This is a genomic window from Reyranella sp. (genome assembly GCF_004297405.1).
Lineage (GTDB): Bacteria > Pseudomonadota > Alphaproteobacteria > Reyranellales > Reyranellaceae > Reyranella.
The window spans coordinates 708,576-733,550 of sequence record NZ_SCVC01000006.1 but is presented as its reverse complement, the minus strand read 5'-3'; the positions used below and the strand labels follow the sequence as shown (position 1 = coordinate 733,550).

Sequence of the window (24,975 nt, the reverse complement as noted above, 5' to 3'; positions counted from 1 at the left end):
TAGACTATTGTAGCCTAGGCAACAATTCTCGACGAGACCAGCGCCTTGGGGCCAGACGACGACGAATATATTGGCTACGTGCTATCGGACGTTGCGCGTCTGATGCGGACGGTCTTCGACCGTCGCGTCCGTGACATCGGCCTTACCCGTGCCCAATGGCTCGTCCTGACCCGGCTCTACCGACGACCGGGGGCCAGCCAGACGGAGCTTGCCGTCATGCTCGAGATCGATCGCGCCAGCGCAGGCCGTATGCTCGACCGGATGCAGAAGAACGGCTGGGTCGAGCGCCACGCGGATAGCGAAGACCGGCGCATCAATCGTCTCTATCTCACCGACGACGCTCGCCGCGCCCACAAGGCCATGTGGGCGATCGCCGAGGCGACGGTCGACGACGCACTGGCGCCACTGACGACGCGCGAACGCGATCAGTTCACGCGGCTGGCGGCTCGGGTGAAGGGGCAGTTGCAGAGCCTTGCAGGGACCAACGGGTCATGAGCCGGCGGCCGGTTCCCGTCTTGCGCCTGCTGCTGCTGTTCGCGGTGCCATTGGTGGCGATAGCGGGAGCGGGCTGGTGGTGGCTGTCGGGCGGTCGCTATGTCACGACCGACAACGCCTACGTGAAAGCGCATATCGTACAGATCTCGCCCGAGGTCTCCGGTCAGGTGCGCCGCGTGCTGACGCGGGATCATGCGACCGTTGCCTCCGGTCAGACGTTGGTCACGATCGAATCCCGGCCGTTCCGCTTGGCGCTCGACAGCGCCGATGCCGAACTCGATGCCGCACGAGCCCATGTCGAAAGCCTGCGCGGCATCTGGCGTGAAGCCGTTGCGGAGCTTTCCGAGGCCGAGTCCCGGGCGGCCTATCAAGAAAGGCAGTGGCAGCGGCAGGAAGAGCTGGCATCCAAAGGCGTGGCCTCGGCGAGCAAGCGAGACGAGGCCTTCAACGAGGCGCGTGGTGCTGCGGACCGCGCCCGTACCGCCCGAGAGAAGCTGCAGCGGGTGTTGACGGCCCTGAACGGTGATCCGCAATTGCCGGCGGACCAGCACCCGATGGTCCGCGAGAAGATTGCCGCGCGGGAGCGCGCCGCCCTCGACTTGGCGCGCACGGCAGTACGAGCGCCGGTCGATGGCGTGGTGGTGAACATGCGCCTGCAGCAGGGTGAGCAGATCAAGGCGGCAACGCCGCTGTTCGCGCTGGTGGTGCTGAGCCGGCCCTGGGTCGAGGCGAACTTCAAGGAGACGGAGCTGACCCATGTGCGGGTCGGCCAGAAGGCGACCGTGGTGCTCGATACCTATCCCGACGTGACCTGGGAGGCGCTGGTCGAGAGCGTCAGTCCGGCGACCGGCGCGGAGTTCGCGATCCTGCCACCGCAGAATGCCAGCGGGAACTGGGTCAAGGTCGTGCAGCGCCTGCCGGTGAAGTTGCGGCTCCTGCCGCATGTTGGCGAGCCGCCGCTACGCGCCGGCATGACGGCTACGGTGTCGATCGACACCGGCCGTCAACGCAGCCTGACCGGCGTCACGCAGATCCCGAGCGGTGGTAAGGAAATTCCGGCATCGCCGCCACACGATGTGACGGCGCAGTCGCAGTAGCGGCTAAGACCTCAGCCGCAGGCCAGCGAGTATATGTGCTGGACGTCGCCGGGCAGGGGCATGGCCTGCCAGCTCTTGCCGGCATCACGTGTGCCGAATATCTCGCCATCGTATCGGGCGCCGAGATAGACCTGTGCGGCGTCGGTCGGGTGCAGGCCGATCGACATGATGGTGCCGTGGACCTGGACCTTGTCGAAACGCTTCCAGCTCTCGCCACCGTCTTCACTGCGATAGAGTCCACCATCGTGGCTGGCCGCAGCGACCGAAAGCGCCGAGTAGAGCGTGTTGGGCTCGATCGGCGAGACGCGGATGTCGCGGCCGTAGGTCGTGGGCGAGAAACGGCCGACTTCCATGTCCTTCCAGGTGTGTCCCTGGTCGGAACTGCGGAACAGTCCCATGCGAACGGCGAGCCATACACTGTCGGGATCGGCCGGATTGATGGTGACGGCATGGCTGTCGAGCATGCCCTCGGCTGTCGTGTCACTGACGATCTTGCTCTTGAGGTGCTCGTGCTCGGCGAGCTTCAGCAGGCCGGCGCTGCAATCGCTCCAGGTCTGGCCGAGATCGATGCTGCGCATGACGCCGTTGATCTCAAGGGCGGCATAAATCTCGTCGTGCCGCTTGGGATGCTGCACCAACCGCATCACACGGGAGGCGAAAGGCCCCTTGCAATGGATATCGACGGCTGGCGTCGGCAGTCGCCACCACGAGGCGCCGCCATCGTCGCTACGGTAGACGTCGATCGGCGAGGCCCCGGCGAAGATGCGATTGGGATCGCGTGAATCCACCAGGAAGGACCAGACTTCCCGCTTGTCGTCGGGGAAGGCTGTCCGACGGAAGGTGGCGCCGCGGTCGGTGCTGCGCCATATGCCATCGTTGGTTCCCGCGAACACCATTTCGGGATTCCTCGGATGCACGAAGACAGTGAAGGCTTGAACGCTGCCCAGCACATGCTGCCAATCGCCGCCGGCCGTGGCGCGCCGGAAGACTCCGACGCGGCCTTTCTGTTCGGTCTTTCCGAAATAGCCGGCGACGCCGGCGTAGATGTTCGATTGCTCGACCATGAGCAGGTACTCCTTGGCTAGTTCTTCTTGGCAACCATGGGGCATTCACCCTGTTCCATGGGCCGGAAGGCTTCCTCGCCCGCAATGGTGGCGAGCAGCTTGTAGTAGTCCCACGGGCCCTTGGACTCCGAGGGCTTCTTCACCTCGAAGAGGTACATGTTGTGCATCTTGCGGCCATCCGCGCGGATGTAGCTCGGTCCGAAGATCGGATCGTCCCACTTGGCGGCCTTCATGGCGGCCATGACCTTGTCGGGATCATCCGTCCCGGTCGCCTTCACGGCGTTCAGGTAAGCCAGCGTAGCTGAATAGAAGCCCGCCTGTACGCTGGTCGGTACCTTGCCGTTGAACCGTGCTGCGAAGCGCTTGGAGAAGTCGCGCGTCTTGTCGTTCAGGTCCCAGTAGAAGGCTTCGGTCAGGTTAAGGCCCTGCGCCCGTTCCAGGCCCAGCGAGTGGATGTCGGAGATGAAGACCAACAGGCCCGCGAGCTTCTGGCCACCTTTGACGATGCCAAACTCGGCCGCCTGCTTGATCGAATTGATCGTGTCGCCGCCGGCGTTCGCCAGCCCGATGATCTGGGCCTTTGAGCTCTGCGCCTGCAGCAGGAACGACGAGAAGTCGTTGGTGTTGATCGGATGCTTGACGCCACCGACCACGGTGCCGCCGGCCTTCTTCACGACCTCGGAGACGTCGCGCTCAAGTGCATAGCCGAAGGCATAGTCGGCCGTCAGGAAGAACCAGGTCTTGCCGCCAGCCTTCACGACCGCCGAGCCGGTGCCGTTGGCCAACGCGGCCGTGTCGTAGACCCAGTGGATCGAGTAGGGGTTGCAGAGCTTGCCGGTCAGGTCGGAAGAAGCCGGATCGGTGGCAATGAAGATGCGCTTCTTGTCACCCGCGACGCGCGCCGAGGCGATCGACGAAGAGGACGCACCGGCGCCTAGGATCATGTCGACCTTCTCGTTGTCGTACCACCGCCCGGCCATGGTGGCGGCAACGTCGGCCTTGTTCTGGATATCGCCCGATACGAATTCGATCTTCTGGCCGAGCACGGAGCCGCCGAAGTCTTCGATCGCCATCTGCGTGGCGAGCACGGCACCTGGGCCGTTGATGTCGGCATAGAGGCTCGACATGTCGGTCGCGACGCCGACCTTAAGCGTGTTGTCTGAAAGCTGGGCAGCAGCCGGCAGCGACCAGGCCGCAAGGCAGAATGCGGCCGTACCAATCAAAGCTCGTCTCATCGTTTCACCCCAAGAAGCGTTATTGTTGGAGCGAGCCTAGCAAGGCGGCCGCATGGCGGAAAGCAGGAGGAACGCCAACACATGATCGAGAAAGTTCTGGACATCCCGACGCGGGACGGTGGCATTGAAACGTTCATCTGCCACCCGGAGCGCGGGGGACCCTATCCGCCGGCCCTTCTCCTGATGGATGCGCCCGGCATCCGCGAGGAGCTGTACGACATGGCCCGGCGGCTGGCGACGGTCGGCTACTACGTGCTGCTGCCCAACCTCTATTACCGCGCCGGCAAGGACACGAAGTACGGCGCCGATGTCCTGACCCATGGCAGCGCCGAGCATCAGCGCATGCGGGCCGTGCGCACCAAGATGACGATCCCGCCGGTGATGGACGATATTGCTGCCCTGATCGCCTATGCCGACCAACAGAGGGAATCGAAGAAGGGGCCGGTCGGTGTCCATGGCTATTGCATGAGCGGGCCCTATGCTCTGGCTGCGGCCGCGCGCTACCCGGACCGTATCGCCGCGGCAGCCTCTTTCTACGGTACGTGGCTGGTAAGCGATGCCGTCGAAAGCCCGCACCTTACCTTGGGCAAAGCCAAGGGCGAGCTCTACATCTCCTGCGCCGAACACGATGACCTTGCGCCGCCCGACATGGTGAAGGAGCTGAAGAAACTGTTCGATGCTTCGGGCGCCAGGGGCGAACTCGAGGTCCATCCGACTGTCCATCACGGCTTCGCCTTTCCGCAACGCTGGTGTTACGACAAGCCCGCGGCGGAGCGGCACTGGGAGCGCCTGATCGCGCTCTATCGTCGAAACCTTGGCTAGGAGGGCGAGCGATGAGACTTCTGAGTTTCCTTGTTGCGTTGGTTCTCGCTTTGCCAGCCACAGCGCAGGACTATCCGAGCAAACCCATCCGCATCATCACGGCCTTTGGCCCAGGGACGGCGACCGACGTCGCGGCTCGTGTGATCGGGGCGGAGATTGCCTCGCAGACCGGTCAGTCGGTCGTGATCGAGAACAAGCCGGGCGCCGAGGGCCAGATCGCAGCACAGGCAGCGGCCGCCGCAGCACCCGACGGCTATACGCTGTTCTTCACCACTCAGACCACGCAGGCGATCAACCCGCACGTCTACAAGGCGCTCGCTTACGATCCGGTGAAGAGCTTCGTGCCGGTCGCTGGCATCACCCAAGGCCCTCAGATCGTCATGGTGCGCAACGACCTGCCGGCCAAGACCATCGGTGAACTGATTGCCTTGGCCAAGGCGCAGCCCGGCAAACTGAGCTTCGGCAGTGGCAACGGTTCGAGTCGCGGCGGCGCCGAGCTTTTCAAGATCATGGCCAAGGTCGATCTGCTGGGCGTTCCCTACAAGACCCAGCCGCAAGCAGTTGCCGATCTGCTGGGCGGCCGGATCGACGTGATCTTTTCGGACTTCACGGCCGGCCTGCCGCCGGTGCTGGACGGACGCGCTCGCGGTCTCGCGGTAACGAGCAAGGAGAAGATCCCCGGCTTGGAACAGTTTCCGACCGTGGCAGAGAGCGGCGTGCCGGGCTTCGAGATTTTTGCCTGGACGGCGCTCTACGCACCGGCGGGAACGCCGAAGCCGATCGTCGACAAGCTGAATGCGCTTGTCCGCAAGGCGACCGAGTCGACAGCCTACAGGAACCTGGTGAAGACGACCTACGGCACATCGTTCACGGGCTCGCCCGAGAATCTCGCGGCCTTCCAGGCAGCGGAGACCAAGAAGTGGGGGGAGATCGTGACTACTGCGGGGATGAAGGAGCCGTAATCCTTCGCGCAGCGGCGATCTGCCAGACAGCCGCGGCGAAGACGCAGGCGGCCACCGCAAAGAAGGCCATGCGGTAGCTCGCGACTGAAGCGATCAGGGCGAAGGTCGGCGGGCCGAAGACGGCACCGGAAAAGGCGAGCGCGGTCTGCACCGAGGCAACTGCGGCCGCTTCGCCCGGCGGCGCGAGGTGGGCGAATTCGGCCTGCGAGGTGCCGTTCCAGCTGATGACCACGCCGCCATAAGCCACGACCACGACGGTGATCACCCAGAAGGGTGAATCCGGAGCGAGCAGGCCCGTGGCGATGCAGCCGGCCGTCATGAGGATGCCGGTCCAGCCGAGAAGCTGCATGCGCGGCAGGCGATCTCCAACGCCGCCACTCACCAGTCGCACGCCGGTGCCGATGATCTGCGACAGCGACAGCAGAAAGCCCGCCTGGGCGATGCTGAGCCGGCAATGCTCGTAGAGATAGGTGACGAGATAGAAGGTGAAGGTGTGCTGGGCGATCACATAGACGAGGGCCGACCAGCCGAGGACGCGAAGCTGGTCGTGGCCCAGCACGAAGCGAATCGACCTCCAGATACTGCCCGCGGGCTTGCTGACGGTGGCGATGACGTCGAGATCACGGCGTAACGGCTCTATCGCAACGGCCGCCAGCACGGCTCCTCCAGCCGCGATCAAGCTGGCACCGCGCCATCCGACCCATTCCAGGAGTTGAGGGAAGAGCAAGCCAGCGAGCGCGAAGCCGACCGGCACGCCGGTCTGCTTGATCGAGAAGACCATCCCGAAATATTCACGGGGCACACGCTGGGCCAACACGTGCGCAGAGGCTGGATTGAGTGGCCCTTGCGCCGCGCCAATGCAGGCCACGGCCAGAACGGTCGCTGCGACCAGCGCCAGGGCATTAAGGGCGAGGCCGATCGCGGCCATCAGCAGGGCGGCCTGGCACATGCGTACCGAGCCGAAGCGGAGGATTGGTCCGGCGGCCACGAGCGCCATCGTCGCGGCCACCGCATAGATGATCGCGGTGAATATGCCGACCAGCTTGGGATCGATCGCCAGATCCTTGGCGACCGCCGGCATCATCACGCTGAGCGACAGCACGGAGAGCGAGACCATCACCTGAATGGCCAACATCGTGGCCACCGGGATGATCGCGCGCTTCATGGAGCGGGCTTACATCCCGAAGAGGTCGGCCTTGTTCAGGATGGTGTTGCGCAGGATGCGGATCGAGGCCACGTCGACCATGATGCCGTCGACGTTGATGGCGCCCAGGCCCTGAGCTTCGGCTTCGGCATAGGCCTTCTCGAGCTTGCGGGCGCGGGCGATGTCTTCGGCCTTGGGCGAGAAGACGTCGAGCGCGATGTCGATCTGCGAGGGGTGGATCGCCCACTTGCCGACGGCGCCCAGGGTCATGGAGCGGCGGCATTCCTCACGATAGGCGTCGGGGTTCTTGAAGTCGGCGAACGGTCCGTCGACCGGGTCGATGCCGGCGGCGCGGCAGGCCATGATCAGGCGGAAGCGGGCATAGTGCCAGATATCGCCCGGATAGCCGTCGGTCTCGCCGACGTTCTTGTTGGTGACGCCCATGGAGGCGGAGAAGTCACCCATCCCGAACACCAGGCATTCGAGGCGCGGCGTCGACTTGGCGATGGCGTCGACATTCTGCATGCCCTCGACCTCTTCGATCAGGGCTTCGAGGCCGATGCGGCGCTTGAGCTTCAGCTTCTTCTCGAGCTGATGCAGCAACTTGTCGGCGAACAGCACGTCGGCCGGCGTCAGCACCTTGGTCATCATGATCGTATCGAGATGCTCGCCGGCACCCTCGACCACCTCGATGATGTCCTCGAAGGCATACTCGGTCGTCAGGTCGTTGATGCGCACGCAGCGCGTCTTGCCCTTCCAATTGAGCGACTTCAGGCCCGCGATGATCTTCTTGCGAGCATCGCGCTTCTGGCTCGGGGCCACGGCATCCTCGAGGTCGAGGAAGACATGATCGGCCTTCGACTCCGACGCCTTCTGGATCATCTTCTCGCTGGAGCCGGGCGTCGAAAGCTGGACGCGGCGGGCGCGGCGGGGTTGGCGGTCGGTCATTCTGCTCTCCTCAGACAACGATCTTGTCGGCGCGCAGGCGGGCGATATCGCCGGCAGCGCAACCGATCGACCCCAGATACTCGTCCGTATGCTCGCCCAGCAAGGGGGCGCGATGGCGCACACGGCCCGGCGTCTCGGTCATCTTGATGGCGACACCGGCGATCGCGGTTTCGATGTCGAGCCCGGGATGCGGAACCCGGACCACCATATCACGGGCAGCGAAGTGCGGGTCGGCGAAGACATCGCGCACGTCGTTCACCGGCGAGAACGGCACCTGGCCCCCGAAATGCACCAGTAGCTCCTGCTTGGTGCGCTGGCTGGTGAAGGCCGAGACGGCAGCGATGATCTCGTCCTGGTTGGCGCGGCGGTCCTGCACCGTAGCTAGACGCGGATCGGTGCCGAGTTCAGGCCGACCGATCAGGCGGCACAGGATCGGCCAGTGGGCGTCGGCGTGAGCTGCGATGGTGATGAAGCCATCCTTGGCGGGAAACATGCCGAAGGGGCAGAGCAGGGGATGGTGATTGCCCTCGGGCACCGGCACGCCACCCGTGTAGGCATGCTGGTGCACGATGCGCTCGCACATCGACAGGATGGCATCGACCATGCCGACATCGACGAACTGACCTTTGCCGGTCTTGTGGGCGCGGAAGATGGCGCTCACCAGACCCACGGCGCACATGGTCGCCGGCATGAGGTCGCCGATGCCGGGACCGACCTTCATCGGCGTGTGCTTGTCGGGGCCGGTGATGGCCATGACGCCACCGAAGGCCTGCGAGACGACATCGTAGGCCGGCCAGTCGGCGTAGGGGCTGGCGCCGGTACGACGATCGCCGAAGCCGCGGATGGTGGCGTAAACCAGCTTGGGATTGCTCTCACGCAGCGTTTCATAGGAGAGGCCCAGGCGCTCCATGACGCCGGCGCGGGAATTCTCGACGACGGCGTCGGCATCCTTGCACAGGCGGATGACGAGGTCGCGGCCCTCCGGTTTCTTCAGGTCGATGGCGATCGACTTCTTGTTGCGATTGACCGACGCGAAGTAGCCGCCGAACGCTTTCAGCTTATCGTCGGCATGATAGGGGCCGATGATGCGCGTGTGGTCACCGTCGAGCGGCTCCACCTTGACGACCTCGGCACCCTGGTCTGCCAGCAGCATGGTGCAGAAGGGACCAGCCAGCATCTGCGTGAGGTCGATGATACGAACACCATCGAGGGCACCGAGTGGTGCCTCGGTGCTCACTTGTCTCCCCAATGGCTGCGCCGCTTGATCAGCACAGTGCGCTCGCCCTCGAAGATATGCTTGTCGTCCTGGTTCACGCCGAAATGCTTGAAGCGCACGATGCCGGCGTCGGCCTGCTTGGCATCCGTCTTCTCCAGCACCTCGGTGTAGCAGTAGAGCGTGTCGCCATGATGGAGCGGGCCCTTGAGCCTGATCTTGTCCATGCCGAGTTCCATCAGCGCATTCTCGGCGGTGTCCTCGGCCGCGAGGCCGATGCACATGGAAATGGTGACGCCGCCGAAGCCCAGCCGCTGCTTGTAGGGCGTCGACTGGGTCAGGTGCTCGTTGAAGTGCGCTTCGGCGGTGTTCATGGTCACGTTGGTAATCCAGACCTGCTCCATCGGCTCCACCGTCTTGCCGCGCGCGTGCTTCATCACATCGCCGACGGTGAAGTCCTCGAAGTAGTTGGCCTTGCCGGTGAGTGCGGAGACCTTCATCAGTTCCTCCCACGGCCCAGCAAGCGGTCGGAGATGATGCGCTTCTGGATTTCCGAGGTGCCCTCGAAGATCTTGGTCAGCCGGGCGTCACGCCAGTGACGCTCGACGGCATGCAGCGTGGTGTAGCCCGCACCGCCATGGATCTGGATGCCCTCGCTGGTGACGCGCTCAGCCATCTCTGAGGCGAACAGCTTCACCATCGATGCTTCCTTGTCGCACCGCTGGCCGGTGTCGATCTGCTCGCAGACGAAATACATGAGCTGGCGGGCCGCTTCGATCTGCGTCGCCATGTCGGCGATCTTGAAGCGGATCGCCTGGAAGTCCGAGATCGAGTGGCCAAACTGCTTACGGTCGTTGGCGTACTGGATCGAATCGTCGAGCGCGCCCTGGGCCAGCCCGATGGCGCGTGCTGCGGTGTGGGCGCGGGCGGTCTCCAGGCCCGAGGTGGCGTAATAGAACGCCTCGCCTTCCTTGCCGATCAGGTCGGCGGCATCGACACGAAAATTGTCGAAGGCCAGCTCCCAGGTCTTCCAGCCGAAGTAGCCGATCTTGGGAATGGGTGCGCCGCTGCATCCCCTCGGCAGCTCGCCGCGCTTCTTCTCGACGAAGAACATGGACAGGCCGAGATGGCGCTTGCCCGGCGGGGCGTCGGACGTGCGCGCGATAATGATCATAAAGTCCGCACCGTCGGCGAACGTGCACCAGTACTTGTTGCCACTGATCAGGTAGCTGTCGCCGTCCTTCCTGGCACGGCAGGAGATGTTGGAGATGTCGGAGCCAGCATTGGGCTCCGACATCGAGAAGGCGCCCAGAAACTCGCCCTTGGCCATGCGGGGGAGGTAGCGGCTGCGCTGCTCCTCGCTCATCTCCTGTGAGCCGATCAGCAGGTTGCCGCGCGCGATGATCGAGGCGACACTCATCCAGCCGCGCGACAGTTCCTCGGTCACCAGGCAATACTCGGAGCAGCCCAGCCCGAGGCCGCCATACTGCTCGGGGATCAGGATTCCGAAGTAGCCCAGCTCGGCCATCTTCTCGCGCAGATCCATGGGGATCTCGCCCTTTTCGGGATCGAGCTTGTTGGCGACGGGCAGGACTTCGTTCAGCGTGAACTCGCGCGCCTGCTCCTGGATCATGCGGCGTTCTTCGGTAAGGAAAGGCATCTTACGAATTCCTGAGTCGGACGAGATTGGTGCGCTTGAAGTCGATCACGAGTTCTTCGCGCTGGTTGAAGCCCTTGGTGTGCCAGGTGACGATGCCGAATCCCTTGTGGGAGTCCGAGATGCGCCGATCGAGCACTGTCGATTCGGCTCGGAGCGAATCGTCGGGGTAGACGGGCTGGTGGTAGGCGAGCTCGTTGACACCGAGAAACGGTCCGCCGCCTTCGCTCAGGTCTTCGACCGTGAGGCCGAACACCGTCGTGAAGACAAGCAGCGGATTGGCGACGATACCGGGATGGCCGTGCGCCTTGGCATAGGCCGCGTTGTAGTAATGCGGATTGAAGTGGAGTGTCAGCGTCGAGAAGAGGGTGGTTTCCGACTCAGTGATCGTGCGCCCCCAATGGTGGCTGAACACCCGTCCAACCTCGAAATCCTCATAGCGGTTGCCCTTGGGCACCAGCCGGGCGCGGGCCCTGAAATCCTCAGTCATTCTCGTATTGATCTCCGTTAGCTTTTTGCCGAGGCGCGGACGAGCTCTCCGATGTCGGTGAGGCTGTCGACACGCTCGATGGCGTCGTGCAGGCGGCGCGTGCCGGCGGCGCCGAGCAGCGGTGTCACCAGGCTATCGAACTTCGTTTCCAGCGCTTGGCGCTGCTTGGTGAGGTCGGCCCACGGGATACCGGCATCGTGCGCTACTTCGATCGTCGTGCCGTCGTCGAGCTGGATGGCCATCTCGGCAACCGAGTGCGCCCAGCCGGCCTTGAAATCGATCGCCATCTTGTCGCGCAAGGTCTTGATCCGCGGATCCTGCGTCACCGCCTCGTTGTAGGAATCGAGGTTCGCCGTATCGACGCCGGTCAGCGCCATCGCCACAGTCTGGCGCAGCGAGAACTTGGCTTCGAGACCCGTTGTCGGATGCGGGATGTTGCATACCCGGTCGGCACCCGAGTCGATCCTGAGCAGGATCTTCTGCACGCGCTCGGGCGGGAAATTGCTCTTCAGGCGGATTTCCTTGGCGCATTCGATGGGGGCGTGCGTCAGGTAGCAGGCGGCGTGATACTTGAAGAGATTGTTGCGCAGATGCCAACCCTGCGGCGGCTCGCCCAGCGCCCCCTCGGCATTGAGGTGGTCGCTCTGCGACGAGGCGAATCCCTGATCGCATTCCAGGGAGTCGTTGCGCGCGGTGAAGCCTTTGGCGGCGAGGCGCGCGGCGCGCAGCCCATGCTCCGACGCCGTGCCGGCGTGGAGTGGCTTGCACATGGTGCCGAAGTTGGACTTGAGCCCCGCGGCCTGCGTGGCGGCGATCCCGAAGGCAACTGCGAGCTGGTCGTCGGTGAGCCCCAGCATCCGCCCGGCCGCTGCGGCGGCCGAGAACGAACCCACGGTGCCGGTGACGTGAAAGCCCTTTTGATAATGGCTGGGTGCCACTAGCCGTCCTACCCGGCCAGATGTCTCATAGCCCGCGACGAAACTCTCGATGAAGAGACGGCCCGAGGCCTTCATCTGCTCACCGAGCGCCAGCAAGGCAGGGACGACCGTGACCGTCGGGTGGCCACCCATCGAAAAGTTCACATCGTCGTAGTCGAGCGCGTGGCTGGCGGAGCCATTGATAAGGGTGGCGGCCGACGGCAGTACCCTCTCGGAACGGCCGACGAGCGTCGCCGGCCCCTTGGCGCCGTCTTCGAGCGCTTCGCGGATCAGAATGTCCGTCAGCTCCTCCTGCGCACCGGCAACGGTGACGGCAAACCAGTCGAGCAGGCACTGCTTGGTGCGCTCGACGAGGTCGTCTGGCAGGTCATGCCAGGCGAGAGAGGCGGCTCGCTTGGCGATTTCGGCTGTGACCGGCACATCGCGCGACGCGCCGGAAGATTGCGGGGAGGCCATGTTTTCCCTCCGTTGAAAGCGGTGCGGGAGTGTCGGCCAACAGCCGGCTGCTTGTCTACGTCGGCCGCCCCTAGGGCTTCCGCGCAACGATATGGAAGATGTGCCAGTGCTTGGCGTTGCCGCGTGGGGTGACGCCATCGGCTTCTTCTTCCTCGAACATCTCCACTTGAAGCCCGTCGAGATGGGCGAGAGCTTCGTCGCGGCCGAGGAAAGTCATGCCGGGCCGGCCGACCCAACTGTCGCGTGGCCCGTACCATTGGCCCGAGAAACGGCCGCCCGAGGGCAGGGCCTCGCGAATGCGCGCCCAGGTGCGGAAGAACCCTTCGGGCTCGCAGAGAGGCATGGCGAAGCTCGAATTGACCAAGTGGACGCCGAGTGGGATCGGAACGTCTTCCAGGCGTGCGGTGATCGGCGTCACGTCGCTTCCATCGGGGAGAGGGCGAGCCTGTAGCTGCCGCAAAGCCTCGGGTTCGGAATCGACCGCAATCACGCGCCAGCCGCGGCGCAGCATTTCAATCACGTCGCGACCATCACCGCAGCCGAGATCGATGACGAGCGCGTCAGGTGGGGCAGTTCCGAACGCATCGAGTGCAGCGAACAATGTGCGGCGCGGCGGACGATCGCGAATCTGTTGATAGTAGGCGGCCCATTCATTCGATCGCTTGCTTTCCGTCATGCGCGTTCTCTTTGTCCCTAAAGCTTGTCGCGTGGCTCTTCGTATGATCGTATCGCACTTCAATACGAATGAAGTAACGAACCGGGAGGAAATCATGAAGGGGTTGGGACGCCTCGCGCTCGCTTTTGCGCTGTTTCTCGCACCTGTTGCGGCGCGGGCGGATGTCAAAGCACTTGCCGAGGCTGCCAAGAAAGAGGGCGAGCTGACCTGGTACGTCGCCCATTATACGTCTGAAGGGGCAGAGGATCTGGGGCGCGGCTTCACCGAAATGTACGGGGTGAAGGTCAATGTCGTGCGCACGACGGCGCAGGTCGCCTATCAACGCCTGCTGCAGGATATCAAGAACAACCAGACCATCTGCGATGTGTTCTCGTCGACCGATCTCGGCCACTACGCCCGGCTGAAGGCCGAAGGCCGCTTCGACAAGTACATCCCCGAGGCGACGCCGAAGATTTCGCCGATCTTCCAGAATTTCGATCCGGATGGCTTTTACCACCCGACCGCGGCCGGGCTGGTGGTGCTGACCTACAACACCTCCAAGGTAAAGCCGGAGGATGCCCCCAAGAAGTGGGAAGACCTGCTCGACATCAAGTGGAAGGGCAAGGTCTCGACCGGCCATCCAGGTTTCTCGGGCTATGTCGGAACCTGGGTCCTGTCGATGAAGAAGCTCTATGGCTGGCAGTACTTCGAGAAGCTGGAGAAGAACAAGCCGCAGATCGGCCGCTCGATCAACGACACGGTCACGGCGCTGAACGCCGGTGAACGGCAAGTGGCGGCGGGTGCCGACGGCTCGACCTTGTTCAGTGCAGCGCGCGGCAATCCGCTGGCCGTGTCCTACCCCAGCGACGGCGCCGTGCTGATCATCTCGCCCTCGGCGATCATGAAGGGTACGAAGCATCCCAATGCTGCGAAGCTCTTCATGGAGTATCTCTATTCAATCGAGGCTTCGAAGATCAACGCCAAGCACTTCGGCGTTCCGCTGCGTCCCGAAGTGGCGTCCCCTCCGGGCGCCAAGCCGATCAGCGAGATCAAGCTGATCCGACCGACGGTTGCCGAGGTCGACAAGGGCATCCCGGAGGTGATCGAGCAGTGGCGCGATACGTTTGGCAATTGAGGTAGAGGGCGGCAACCGACGTGACAGCGACTGCTTCTACTCTCGATGCCGCGCCGGCGCGCCCAGGGCGCGCCGGTTACTTCGATTCAACCTGGTTGTTGTGGATCGCGATCATCGCGGTCCTGCTGTTCTTGGTGGTGAGCCCGTTCATCTATCTGGTGATCACCAGCTTTCAGGCGGAGCGGACGGGCGAATTCACCTTTGCCAACTACGCCACGGCTTATGGGCGCGCGCGCTATGTCGATGCGCTGCTGAACTCACTGAAGCTTGGCGCGGTATCGGCCCTTCTGGCGGGCGTATTCGCCGTGCCGTTGGCCTGGGCTGTCGCACGTACCGACATGCCCGGCCGCGGCCTCACGCGCATGCTGGTGCTGGCGACCTTCATCACACCACCCTACACCGGCGCAGTCGCCTGGATTTTGCTGGCGGGCCCTAACGCCGGCTGGCTGAACCGCTTTTATATGCTGGCAACGGGCGCCGAGGCCGGCCCGTTCAACATCTACAGCTTCACCGGTCTTGCCGTCGTCATCGCGCTCTATTCCTTCCCCTATATCTTCATCTTCACGACGGCGGCGCTGGAGCTCGTCTCGTCGGAGATGGAAGACGCCGCCAACATCCTGGGCGCAGGGCCATGGCGGACGATGTGGCGAGTGACCTTGCCGTTGGCGCTGCCGGCGATCCTGGGTGGCCTGATCATCTGCTTCCTGGAGGCGATCGCGCTCTTCGGCTCACCGGCGATGATCGCCATTCCAGCGCGCTTCAATGTGGTGACGACACAACTCTTCCAGTTCTTCGGAAATCCCGTCCGGGTCGAAGTGGCAGCGGCCTATGCCATGCCGCTGCTGGGCGTCACGGTACTGCTGGTGCTGGTGCAGCGCCTGATCACCCGTCGCAAGGGCTTCGTGGCGCTGACAGGGAAGGGCGGCGACCGGCGGCCCATCCTGCTTGGCCGTTGGCGCTGGGTCGTGTTCGGTTACGCGATGTTCGTCGCGGCGCTCTCCGTGTTCCTGCCCTACATATTCCTGATCCAGTCGGCCTTCGCCAAAGCCTGGGGCCGTGGTTTCTCACTGGACAACGTCTCGCTGCAGAACTTTCGCTTCGTGCTTTTCGAGCATGCGACGGCGGCGCAATCGGTACTGAACAGCTTCCTCTATGCCGGGGCCAGCGCCACCGTGGCCGTGTTCCTGACTCTGGGCGTGGCCTATATCGTCGCCCGCAAGCTCGTGCCGTTCGGCGGCGTCCTGGGTTTCCTCTGCGTGGCGCCCTTCGTGATCCCGGGTGTCGTGCTGGCGATCGGTTTCTATGCCGCCTACGCGCCGCCGCCATTGGCGCTCTATGGCACGGCGCTGATCCTGATCCTGGCCTTCACCACGCGCTTTCTGCCGGTGGGTTACGTCAACGCCAGCGCGGCGATCCGCAGCCTTAATCCCGAGATGGAGGAAGCGGTCCGCGTGCTGGGAGGCAGCCGGTTGACGGCGCTGCGCCGCGTCGTGGCGCCGCTCCTGAAGCGCAATCTGCTGGGCGCCTGGCTACTGATCTTCATTCCGGCGACGCGTGAGTTGTCTGCGGCGATCTTCCTCTATGGGCCCAATACCAAGGTGGCGTCGGTCATGATCTTCGACATGAGCGAGGAGGGCAATTTCGAGCGTCTCGCCGCATTGGCGTTGATCCTGCAGGTGCTTACTCTGCCGCTGCTGTGGGTCGGGCAGAAGGCGCTCGGCCGTGATTTCATGCTGAGGCGTAACGCGACATGAGCAAGCTCGTCCTGAAGAACGTCGCCAAACGCTACGGCAGCTTCGATGCCGTCGCCGACTTTTCCCTCGAACTGGTGAAGGGCGAGTTCGTGTCGTTGCTGGGCCCCTCGGGCTGCGGCAAGACCACGACCTTGCGCATGATCGCGGGCTTCATGCCGCCGACGGGCGGGACGATCGAGATGGACGGCCAACAGATCTCCTCGGCATCAGGCGTCGTGCCGCCGGAGCGCCGCCGCATGTCGATGATCTTCCAGAGCTATGCGATCTGGCCGAACATGACAGTGGGCGAGAATGTCGGCTTCGGCCTGCAGGTCCGCAAACTGTCGCGGTCGGAGATCGACCGCCGGGTCGACAAGATCCTCGACGTGGTCCAGATGCGCAATCTCAAGGGCCGCTATCCCGCCGAGCTGTCAGGTGGCCAGCAGCAGCGCGTGGCGCTGGCCCGCGCCATCGTCGTCGAGCCGGAAGTGCTGCTGCTCGACGAACCGCTCTCCAATCTCGACGCCAACCTCCGCGAGGAGATGCGCTTCGAGATCCGCCGCCTCCACGACGAGTTCAAGATCACGACGGTCTACGTCACCCACGACCAGTCCGAAGCCATGGTGACCTCGGACCGGATCGTGGTCATGAACAAAGGCAAGATCGAACAGATCGACGCGCCGCATACGCTGTACCGCCGGCCCAAGAGCCGGTTCGTGGCGGGCTTCATCGGTCGCACCAATTTCCTCGAGGGCGACCACCAAGGGAACGAGGTCCGTTTCGACGGCTTCACCGCCAAGGCCGGCAACCTGGAAGGGGTCAATGGCAGCGGCGCGTTGCTCTATTCCCTACGGCCGCAGGCCATTGGCCTGGCGACCAGCCAGCCTTCCGGACAGGCTCTGGCGGTCGAGGCCGAAATTTCCAGCCGTTCCTACCTGGGCGAATACTGGGACTACCAGGTGCGCCCCCTGACCGGTGCCAAGCCGATCCGCGTTTCGACCAGTCCGAGCCAGGTGTTCGAGGTCGGCAGCCGGGTCTGGCTGGAGATCGATCCCGCCGCCATGGTACGGGTTGAATAGTCATTTAATGTAGAGTGAGAGCATGACCGCTGGACCGCTTTCCCGCTTTACCGTCCTCGACCTGACGCGCGTGCGCGCCGGTCCGACCGCTGTGCGCTACCTCGCCGACTGGGGTGCCAACTGCATCAAGGTCGAGATGCCGCCGTCGGCCGGCGAGATGGATATGGGCGGGCCGCGCCACGGACCCGACTTCCAGAACCTGCACCGCAACAAGCGGTCGGTGACCCTCAACCTCAAGGAACCGGACGGCCGCGCCATCTTCATGAAGATGGTCGAGAAGGCCGACGTCGTGGTCGAGAACTACCGCGCCGACGTGAAGTTCCGCCTGGGCATCGACCATGAGAGCCTGAAGAAGGTGAACCCGCGGATCATCCTGGGGTCGATCTCGGGCTTCGGCCAGGACGGCCCCTATGCGGAGCGTGCCGGCTTCGACCAGATCGCCCAGGGCATGGGTGGCCTGATGTGGGTCACCGGTATGCCGGAGCAAGGTCCGGTGCGCGCCGGTATTGCCGTGGCCGACGTGGGCGCGGGCCTGCACTGCGCCATCGGCATCCTGATTGCGCTGCTGGAACGTGAGACCTCGGGCCAGGGCCAGTGGATCTCGACGTCGCTGCTCCAGGCGATGATCTCGATGTGTGACTTCCAGGCTGCCCGCTGGACCATCGCCAAGGACGTGCCGGGCCAGGCCGGCAACAACCACCCGACCTCGATCCCGACCGGCGTCTTCAAGACCAAGGACGGCTACATCAACATCGCGGCGTCTGGCGGCCACATCTACAAGCGCTTCTGCGAGTGCATCGCCGCGCCGGAGCTGATGACCGACGAACGGTTCAACTCGGACAAGGCTCGCGCCAAGAATCGTGATGCGCTGAATGCGGAGATCGACAAGCGCGTCGCGGCTTACGGCAGCGCCGAACTGGTCGAGAAGCTGAACAAGGCCGGCGTGCCGGCAGGTCCGATCTACAAGATGGACGAGATGTTCGCCGATCCGCAGGTCAAGCATCTGAAGATGGCGCATCCCGTGAAATCCCCGAAGCTCGGCGACATCGAGCTGATCGGCCAGGCGATCAACATGAGCCGGACACCGTTCGAGATGAAGACGGCGACGCCGGAGCAGGGTGAGCATACCGACGCGATTCTGAAGGAATTCGGCTACGACGCTGCGGCCATTGCCGATTTCCGCAAACGCGGCGTTGTCTAGAAGGAGGCGACCATGACGGTGCTGACACAGGAACAAAGAGATGCGTTCTGGCGTGACGGCTACCTCATGGTCGAGGAGGCCGTAACACCGGCCCAGCTCGCCGCCCTCAAGGGCGAAATCGCGGGCTGGGTGGAGCAGAGCCGGGCGCATGCCGCGCCGTTCGGCCCCCCGACAGTGGATGGCCGGCCGCGTTTCGACATGGGTGCCGAACACAGCGCCGAGAAACCGGCGTTGCGGCGCATCAACAATCCCTCGGATATTTCCGATGCCTATCGTGAGGTCATGCTCGACGCGCGCATGGTCGACATGGTAGCCGACCTGATCGGGCCGGACGTCAAGTTCCACCACTGCAAGATCAACCTGAAGCTTTCGGGCGCCAAGACCGAGGTGAACTACCACCAGGACTTCGCCTACACGCCGCACACCAACGACGACATCGTGACGGCGCTGCTGTTCCTCGACGATGTCGACGAGAACAATGGTTGCCTCACCGTCGTACCGGGTTCGCATAAGGGGCCGATGCTGTCGTTGTTCGAGGGCGAGCGCTTCACCGGCGCCGTCGCTGCGGACGAGGAGAAGAAGGCCCTGGCGCAATCGCTGCCATGTCTCGGCAAGGCGGGGGCGGTCTGCCTGATGCACACACGGCTGCTGCACGGTTCGGCAGCCAATGGGGCGGACAAGTCGCGCGGCCTCTACATCTGCGTCTACACGGCGGCCGATGCCGTGCCGATCGCACGCAACCCGATGCCGAGCCTGAACGAGGGCCGCATCGTGCGCGGCAAGGAAGCGCGCTTCGCTCGCCTGAAGGAAGGGCTCATCGAGCTGCCCAAGCAACCGAAGACCGCCTCGTTCTTCACGGTGCTGGGCCAGGACTCCAAGCAGGCGGCCGAGTGACCGATCCGTTTCCGGCCGTTGCCGAAGCGACAGCGACAGGCGAAGTCGCCGACCTCTTTGCCGATATCCGCGCCACTGTCGGCGTCCGGGTCGTCAATCTCGTGTGGCGCCATCTTGCGGCCATGGACGGCGCTCTGCCTTGGGCCTGGGCGGCGGTGAAGCCACTTTACCTTCAGGGCATGGCCGACACGGCGGCAGTTCGCTTCAGGGAAGGGATGCTGCTTGCCCCCTTGGGCTCGCTCGCGGGCAACGAGCCTGCCAGCGTCGATGCGGTGCTGGCGAGCTACGACCATTCCAACACCATCAATCTCTTTGCGCTGGGAGCGCTCACGGCTTGGCTGCGCGGCGAAGCGGCCGCGTCGGGGGTGCCGGAGCAGGGGCCACGGCTGCCAGCTCCTGACGTCACATTGCCCAAACTCGCGTCACAGGATGATGTTGCCCCCGGGACTTGGCAACGCGTGCTGCGTTTGAACAGGTTCGGGGATCGCCCGCAGCCACTGATCCTCGCCAGCATGTACCGGCATCTGGCTCATGCGCCATTCTTTCTGGAGCGGATCGAGGCTGTACTGGTACCTGCGCAGGCCGACGGCTCGCTCGACCGGGCCATTGCCGCGAATCTTTCCACCGCCCGCGAGAAGGCCTCGGTCCTGGCGCGAGTGATTTCAGCGGAGAAGCCTCGCCTCGCTGCAGAAATCGAGAAGAGCGTGCAGGCCTTCGTCGATCACGCCATCGGCAAGATGGTCACGATCTGCCGGTCGATTCGCAAAGCACGCGCAACCTGAAGGCTCTGTTGGGAGCCTAATCGGCCTTCTTCTTGAGAAGGGCGAAGGCCTGATCGAAGTCGAGGTCGTACTTCTTGCCATCGGCGCAAGTCGCGTCATCGACTTCGAATTTGTTGCTGTCGAACTCCATCTTGCCGCCAGTGCAGCCCTGCGCCTTCAAGGCCTCGACCAGCTTTGTGCGCTCCTCATCCGTCACGGGTCTGCCTGCAAAGGCTGGGGTGATGAGAACGCCGAGAATTCCCAAGGCGAGGATGGTTGTGCGCATAAGGCCTCCGTAGTGCTGGTTCAAATCTAATGAATCCTGAAGGAAATGGTTGCAGTTCTGTGACGGCGCGTATTCCGGCAAATGTAAACCGTTACTCCGCTGCCTTGGCAACGCCCTGGCGACGCGCCAGCCAATCCTGCATGGCCTCTTCCATGGTCATGAACACTGCGCCGCCCTCGATCAGGCGCTGGATCAGCCGCTCTAGCATCATCATGCGATGGCCGCGGCCAATGACATGCGGGTGGAAGGTGTAGGTCAGGATTCCGTAATCGCAGACCCGAGTCATATAGGTGAAATCGTCGACGAAGTTTTCCAGCACGCTCGTCGCATTCATCAGGCCCTGCTGAACCGAGCCGTTAGGCAGGCGCATGTATTCGAAGACGGGATAGTCGTCGAGCGACCAGCTGATCGGCATCTCGATCAGTGCGGTTTCGCGGCCACGCACCAAGGGCTTCATCAGCTCGGCAACGTCGCCCTGGCGGGCGAAGTAGCAATCGTAGTCGTTGCCCATCAAGGAGCTGTCGTACTGGATGCCGTGCTTCAGCAGCAGATCGATCGAATGAGGGGAGAGATCCCAGGCGGGGGAGCGATAGCCGCGCGCCGGCCGCCCACTGATGCGCTTGATCGATTCGTTGCCGCGGACGATTTCCTCTTCCTCCTCGTCGCGGGAAAGAGTGACCGGCAGGCGATGAGTCCAGCCGTGATGGGCAAGTTCGTGCCCCGCCTCGACATAGGGGGTGACGGCCGCAGGCGTGCTGTCGATCGTGTGTCCCGGGGTGAAGAACGTTGCCTTGATGCCGTAGCGATTCATCAAGGCGACCAGGCGCGGGATCACGACGATATCGTACTCGCCACGTGAGATTGCCGTCGGGGAGGTCATGCCGCGTGCGATCAGGCCGGAGACGTGATCGTGGTCGAAAGTAAGACAAACGATGTGGCGTGGCATGGACCGAACTCCCGGCATGTTGCGTCCGCTCCGCGGAACCTGCATGATGCCGGTAACTATAAGCGAACAAGAGGGTAGAGTTTAGGGAGGGTTCATGATGGGGGCGTCCGCCCAGCGCATACCTGCGCGTGAGGGCGACTATCAGCTCGTGGTCGAAGGCGTGTCGAAACGGTTCGGCGGCGTCACCGCCGTGCAAGACGTTTCCCTCGAAGTACCCCGCGGCGGCATCCTCTCCATTATCGGCCCTAACGGCGCCGGCAAGACCTCGCTCCTGAACATGATCTCGGGTTTCTACAAACCCGATACCGGCCGCGTCGTCCTGGAGGGCCAAGACATCACGCAGAAGAAGCCCAGCGATATCGCAGCGTTGGGCATCGCGCGCACTTTCCAGAACATTGCGCTCTTCAGCGGCCTCACCGTCCTCGACAATCTGATGCTGGGCCGGCACGTGCGGATGAAGGCCGGCGTGCTGTCGAGCGTCATCTACTGGGGCATGGCGCAGAAGGAAGACATTGCCCACCGCGAAGCGATCGAGGAAATCATCGAGTTCCTGAAGCTCCAGGATTTGCGCAAGCAGCCCACGGCGGCTCTGGCCTACGGGCTGCGCAAACGGGTCGAACTCGGCCGAGCGCTGGCGCTCGAGCCCAAGGTGCTGCTGCTCGACGAGCCCATGGGTGGCATGAACCAGGACGAGAAGGAGGACATGGCGCGCTATGTCCTCGATGTGAATCAGGAACGCGGTGTCACCGTCGTCCTGATCGAGCACGACATGGGCGTCGTCATGGACATCTCTGATCGCGTCGTGGTGCTAGATCGTGGCCGGCGCATTGCCGCCGGCACACCGGAGGAGGTGCAGCGCGACCCCAAGGTGATCGAAGCCTATCTCGGGACTGGCAAGAGCGGAGGACGGTTGTGAGCATAGCCGACGCTGCAGAAACCTCGACGTTGCCCAAACTGCTGCAACGCAATGCAGTGGAGGATCCCAAAGGACCAGGCATTCGCGAGAAGACGCGCGGCGTCTGGCAAACTTATGACTGGGCGGCATATCGCGACAATGTCCGCGATTTCGCCCTCGGCCTGGCGGCAATGGGCTTCCAGCGCGGCGACAAGCTCTCGGTCGTTGGCGACAACCGCCCGCAACTCTACTTCGCGCAACTCGCGGCACAGGTGCTGGGCGGCGTTTCCGTGCCCGTCTACCAGGATTCGATCGCCTCGGAACTCGTCTATGTTTTGAACCACGCCGAGACGTCGGTCATTGTCGCCGAGGATCAGGAGCAGGTCGACAAGGCGCTGTCGCTCAAGGACAAGCTGCCCCGGCTGCGCTGGATCGTATTCGACGATCCGCGTGGACTTGCCTTCTACGATGACCCGATCCTCCGTTCGTTCGAAAGTGTGCTGGAGGAGGGGCGCTCTTTCGGCCAAGCCAACCCGCGCTTCTATGAAGTGGAGCTCGCCAAGGGGAGCGCCGATGACACGGCGATGATTGCCTACACGTCGGGCACGACCGGCAATCCCAAAGGCGTGATGCTCAGTCACCGCAACATGATCGCTACGGCCGAGTCCTTCGTCGAAGTGAACGACGTCAAGCAGGGCGACAACTGGCTTTCGTACCTGCCGATGGCCTGGGTCGGCGATGCGGCCTTCACGTTGGGCATGGCTTTGATGGCGCGTTTGATCGCCAATTGCCCGGAGAATCCCGAGACCGTGCAGCGCGACCTGCGCGAACTCGGTCCCGACACGATGCTGGCACCGCCACGCATCTGGGAGAACATGCTCACCCTGATGCAGGTCAAGGCAGGTGATGCCACACCGCTCAAGCGGCGTGTCTACGAGTTGTTTCGTGGCCTGGCCGAGCGCTGCGAGCTGAAGCGCTCTGACGGCAAACCCCTGTCGATCACGGATCGGCTGGGCCTGGCGGTCGGCGAGATCATGGTTTACGGGCCGGTGCGCGACCAGCTCGGGTTGCGCAATGCGCGCTGGTGTTACACCGGCGGCGCGCCGCTCGGTCCGGACACCTATCGTTTCTTCCGGTCGTTCGGCATCAACCTGAAGCAGGTCTACGGCGCCACCGAGGCGTCGGCGATGATCTCCTGCCAGTCCGACGACGAGGCCAACCCCAACACCGTCGGTCGGCCGATCCCGCGCATCGAGGTCAAGATCGACGACCGTGGCGAGGTCATGCTGAAGGGGCCGAACGTCTTCCGGGGCTACTTCAAGCAGGACGACATCACGCGCGAGACGATGACGTCCGACGGCTGGCTCAAGACCGGCGATGCTGGTTTCTTCGACAAGCAGGGCCATCTGGTCATCATCGATCGCGCCAAGGATGTCGGAAAACTGAACGATGGCTCGGCCTTCGCGCCGCAGTTCATCGAGAACAAGCTGAAGTTCAGCCCCTTCATTCGCGAGGCCGTGGCCTTCGGCAACCAGCGGCCGTGCGTGGCGGCGATGATCGCCATCGACATGCAGACGGTGGGAACCTGGGCGGAGAAGCGCGGGCTTGCCTACACGAGCTTCATGGACCTCAGCCGGAAACCGGAAGTCGCAACCCTTATCGGCGAAGAGATCACCAAGGCCAACGCGACCTTGCCCGATATGCAGCAGGTCAAGCGCTACCTGCTGCTCAACAAGGAGCTCGATGCGGACGATGCGGAGATGACGCGGACGCGCAAGGTCAGACGCCGTTTCGTCGCCGAGAAGTATGCCAACGTCATCGACGCCTTCTATGGCGGCAAGAGCGAAGTCGACGTGACCGTGGAGATCACTTTCGAGGACGGCCGCCGGTCGACCCTCGATTCGACCATTGCCATCCATGACGCGGGCGCTATCCGGCCTGCACAACGGGCGGCGGCTTGAGGGAGCAGGGATGTCCGAAGATCTCGAATTCGCTCTCGCCCTGGTCCTGAACGGTGCATCGATCGGACTGATGTACTCCCTCATCGCCTTGGGATTCGTGCTGGTCTACAAGGCGACCGACGCTATCAACTTCGCCCAGGGCGAATTCGTGATGCTGGCCGGCCTGATCGTGGCCGTCGTGCTGGGCTTCGAGGGCGCTCCCCTCATCGCCGCTATCGTCATCGTCGTGGCCGTCATGATCGGTTTTGGCTTCGGCCTGGAACGCGTCGTGTTGCGGCCGTTGCTTGGCCGTCCTGTCGTGGCGGTGATCATGGCGACGATCGGCCTGGCTGCCATGTTACGTGGCCTGGGGCCGGTGATCTTCGGAAGTGAAACCAGAGCGGTGTCGTTGCCGATCGGCGACGAACCGATCGTGCTGGGTCCCGCCAGCCTGCCGCCAATCCAGGTCCTGGGCGCAGTGGTCGCGATCCTGCTCTTCCTGGCCTTCAACTGGTTCTTCAAGAAGAGCCGCATGGGCGTGGCCATGCGCGCTGTCGCCGACAATCAGCAGGTCGCCCAAGCCATGGGTATCAACGTCGAGCGCTACTTCGCGCTCGCCTGGGCAATGGCGGGCGTGGTGTCGGCATTGGGCGGCGTGGTGTGGGGCAGCATGCTGGGCGTCGACGTCCATCTCGCACTGGTTGGCCTGAAGGTGTTCCCGGTGGTGATCCTGGGCGGGCTCGATTCGATCGGCGGGGCACTGGTCGGCGGACTGATCATCGGCATCGTCGAGAGCCTGGCGGCGGGTTACCTCGACCCTTATGTCGGCGGCGGCACCAAGGACTTCGCGCCTTATGTGCTGATGATCCTGGTCCTCATGATCAGGCCCTACGGCATCTTCGGCAAACGCAAGATCGAGCGCGTGTAGG

At 63.6% G+C, this 24,975-nt stretch carries 25 protein-coding genes; 13 read left to right on the top strand and 12 right to left on the bottom strand.

The genetic code is table 11. The features are described 5' to 3' along the window. Window positions 1-78: 78 nt before the first annotated feature. Both EPO50_RS05915 and EPO50_RS05910 read left to right on the top strand, forming a co-directional pair. Window positions 79-495, top strand: a complete 417-nt coding sequence (locus tag EPO50_RS05915) for a MarR family winged helix-turn-helix transcriptional regulator (protein ID WP_296341923.1) — start codon at window positions 79-81, stop codon at window positions 493-495. Continuing rightward, entirely contained in the window at window positions 492-1,592 is a 1,101-nt protein-coding gene (locus EPO50_RS05910) for an HlyD family secretion protein (protein WP_296341921.1), read from the top strand. The genes EPO50_RS05915 and EPO50_RS05910 overlap by 4 nt, the downstream gene beginning before the upstream one ends. 11 nt (window positions 1,593-1,603) lie before the next feature. Here EPO50_RS05910 and EPO50_RS05905 read toward each other — a convergent pair whose 3' ends face one another. Both EPO50_RS05905 and EPO50_RS05900 read right to left on the bottom strand, forming a co-directional pair. Next, on the bottom strand, window positions 1,604-2,656 hold the full coding sequence (locus EPO50_RS05905) for a hypothetical protein (RefSeq protein WP_296341919.1): 1,053 nt from the start codon (window positions 2,654-2,656) through the stop codon (window positions 1,604-1,606). A 17-nt stretch (window positions 2,657-2,673) separates the two neighbouring features. Then, complete coding sequence (locus tag EPO50_RS05900; RefSeq protein WP_296341916.1) at window positions 2,674-3,891, bottom strand: ABC transporter substrate-binding protein; 1,218 nt, start codon at window positions 3,889-3,891, stop codon at window positions 2,674-2,676. A gap of 81 nt (window positions 3,892-3,972) precedes the next feature. Here EPO50_RS05900 and EPO50_RS05895 point away from each other — a divergent pair, with 81 nt between their 5' ends. Next, a complete protein-coding gene (locus EPO50_RS05895) occupies window positions 3,973-4,713 on the top strand; it encodes a dienelactone hydrolase family protein (protein WP_296341914.1) in 741 nt (246 codons plus the stop codon). Window positions 4,714-4,724: 11 nt separating this feature from the next. Further along, complete coding sequence (locus tag EPO50_RS05890) at window positions 4,725-5,675, top strand: tripartite tricarboxylate transporter substrate binding protein (protein ID WP_296341912.1); 951 nt, start codon at window positions 4,725-4,727, stop codon at window positions 5,673-5,675. Here EPO50_RS05890 and EPO50_RS05885 read toward each other — a convergent pair. The 8 genes from EPO50_RS05885 to EPO50_RS05850 all read right to left on the bottom strand — a co-directional run bounded on the left by EPO50_RS05885 (window position 5,650) and on the right by EPO50_RS05850 (window position 13,197). Then, window positions 5,650-6,840 (bottom strand): MFS transporter, encoded by a 1,191-nt coding sequence (locus tag EPO50_RS05885; protein ID WP_296341910.1) that lies wholly within the window; start codon window positions 6,838-6,840, stop codon window positions 5,650-5,652. The two genes, EPO50_RS05890 and EPO50_RS05885, sit on opposite strands and share 26 nt — an antisense overlap. A 9-nt stretch (window positions 6,841-6,849) precedes the next feature. Next, on the bottom strand, window positions 6,850-7,767 hold the full coding sequence (locus EPO50_RS05880) for a CoA ester lyase (RefSeq protein WP_296341908.1): 918 nt from the start codon (window positions 7,765-7,767) through the stop codon (window positions 6,850-6,852). A 10-nt stretch (window positions 7,768-7,777) separates the two neighbouring features. Beyond that, window positions 7,778-9,004: a CaiB/BaiF CoA-transferase family protein gene (locus EPO50_RS05875; protein WP_296341906.1), complete on the bottom strand. Its 1,227-nt coding sequence runs from the start codon at window positions 9,002-9,004 to the stop codon at window positions 7,778-7,780. After that, entirely contained in the window at window positions 9,001-9,480 is a 480-nt protein-coding gene (locus tag EPO50_RS05870) for a MaoC family dehydratase (RefSeq protein ID WP_296341905.1), read from the bottom strand. Before EPO50_RS05870 ends, EPO50_RS05875 begins: the two co-directional genes overlap by 4 nt. Beyond that, a complete protein-coding gene (locus tag EPO50_RS05865; RefSeq protein WP_296341902.1) occupies window positions 9,480-10,640 on the bottom strand; it encodes an acyl-CoA dehydrogenase family protein in 1,161 nt (386 codons plus the stop codon). The genes EPO50_RS05870 and EPO50_RS05865 overlap by 1 nt, the downstream gene beginning before the upstream one ends. A gap of 1 nt (window position 10,641) precedes the next feature. After that, window positions 10,642-11,127 (bottom strand): MaoC family dehydratase, encoded by a 486-nt coding sequence (locus EPO50_RS05860; protein WP_296341900.1) that lies wholly within the window; start codon window positions 11,125-11,127, stop codon window positions 10,642-10,644. A 17-nt stretch (window positions 11,128-11,144) separates the two neighbouring features. Next, window positions 11,145-12,521 (bottom strand): MmgE/PrpD family protein, encoded by a 1,377-nt coding sequence (locus EPO50_RS05855; protein WP_296341898.1) that lies wholly within the window; start codon window positions 12,519-12,521, stop codon window positions 11,145-11,147. 70 nt (window positions 12,522-12,591) lie between these two features. Continuing rightward, entirely contained in the window at window positions 12,592-13,197 is a 606-nt protein-coding gene (locus EPO50_RS05850) for a class I SAM-dependent methyltransferase (protein ID WP_296341896.1), read from the bottom strand. 94 nt (window positions 13,198-13,291) lie between these two features. On the opposite strand from EPO50_RS05850, the gene EPO50_RS05845 reads away from it, so the two are divergent. The 6 genes from EPO50_RS05845 to EPO50_RS05820 are packed head-to-tail and all read left to right on the top strand — an operon-like array spanning window position 13,292 to window position 20,000. Further along, window positions 13,292-14,311, top strand: a complete 1,020-nt coding sequence (locus EPO50_RS05845) for an ABC transporter substrate-binding protein (RefSeq protein ID WP_296341894.1) — start codon at window positions 13,292-13,294, stop codon at window positions 14,309-14,311. Window positions 14,312-14,331: 20 nt separating this feature from the next. After that, window positions 14,332-16,065: an iron ABC transporter permease gene (locus EPO50_RS05840; RefSeq protein ID WP_296341891.1), complete on the top strand. Its 1,734-nt coding sequence runs from the start codon at window positions 14,332-14,334 to the stop codon at window positions 16,063-16,065. After that, window positions 16,062-17,123 (top strand): ABC transporter ATP-binding protein, encoded by a 1,062-nt coding sequence (locus EPO50_RS05835; protein WP_296341889.1) that lies wholly within the window; start codon window positions 16,062-16,064, stop codon window positions 17,121-17,123. Before EPO50_RS05840 ends, EPO50_RS05835 begins: the two co-directional genes overlap by 4 nt. A gap of 22 nt (window positions 17,124-17,145) precedes the next feature. After that, window positions 17,146-18,324, top strand: a complete 1,179-nt coding sequence (locus EPO50_RS05830) for a CaiB/BaiF CoA-transferase family protein (protein ID WP_296341887.1) — start codon at window positions 17,146-17,148, stop codon at window positions 18,322-18,324. 12 nt (window positions 18,325-18,336) lie between these two features. Beyond that, a complete protein-coding gene (locus EPO50_RS05825; protein ID WP_296341885.1) occupies window positions 18,337-19,218 on the top strand; it encodes a phytanoyl-CoA dioxygenase family protein in 882 nt (293 codons plus the stop codon). Continuing rightward, window positions 19,215-20,000 (top strand): hypothetical protein, encoded by a 786-nt coding sequence (locus EPO50_RS05820; RefSeq protein ID WP_296341884.1) that lies wholly within the window; start codon window positions 19,215-19,217, stop codon window positions 19,998-20,000. Before EPO50_RS05825 ends, EPO50_RS05820 begins: the two co-directional genes overlap by 4 nt. Before the next feature lie 16 nt (window positions 20,001-20,016). Here EPO50_RS05820 and EPO50_RS05815 read toward each other — a convergent pair whose 3' ends face one another. Together EPO50_RS05815 and EPO50_RS05810 are read right to left on the bottom strand one after the other, a co-directional pair. After that, window positions 20,017-20,265 carry a PepSY domain-containing protein gene (locus EPO50_RS05815; protein WP_296341881.1) on the bottom strand — a complete coding sequence of 83 codons (249 nt, stop codon included), beginning with the start codon at window positions 20,263-20,265 and terminating at the stop codon, window positions 20,017-20,019. A 91-nt stretch (window positions 20,266-20,356) separates the two neighbouring features. Beyond that, entirely contained in the window at window positions 20,357-21,211 is an 855-nt protein-coding gene (locus EPO50_RS05810; RefSeq protein ID WP_296341880.1) for a polysaccharide deacetylase, read from the bottom strand. Window positions 21,212-21,305: 94 nt separating this feature from the next. On the opposite strand from EPO50_RS05810, the gene EPO50_RS05805 reads away from it, so the two are divergent. From EPO50_RS05805 to EPO50_RS05795, 3 genes are read left to right on the top strand one after another with little or no spacing between them, the layout of a single operon-like run. Further along, complete coding sequence (locus EPO50_RS05805) at window positions 21,306-22,127, top strand: ABC transporter ATP-binding protein (RefSeq protein WP_296341878.1); 822 nt, start codon at window positions 21,306-21,308, stop codon at window positions 22,125-22,127. Beyond that, the gene (locus EPO50_RS05800) at window positions 22,124-24,067 is read left to right on the top strand and encodes an AMP-binding protein (protein WP_296341874.1); all 1,944 of its coding nucleotides are present in this window, start codon (window positions 22,124-22,126) and stop codon (window positions 24,065-24,067) included. Before EPO50_RS05805 ends, EPO50_RS05800 begins: the two co-directional genes overlap by 4 nt. 10 nt (window positions 24,068-24,077) lie before the next feature. Continuing rightward, window positions 24,078-24,974, top strand: a complete 897-nt coding sequence (locus EPO50_RS05795) for a branched-chain amino acid ABC transporter permease (RefSeq protein WP_296341872.1) — start codon at window positions 24,078-24,080, stop codon at window positions 24,972-24,974. Window position 24,975 lies beyond the last annotated feature (1 nt).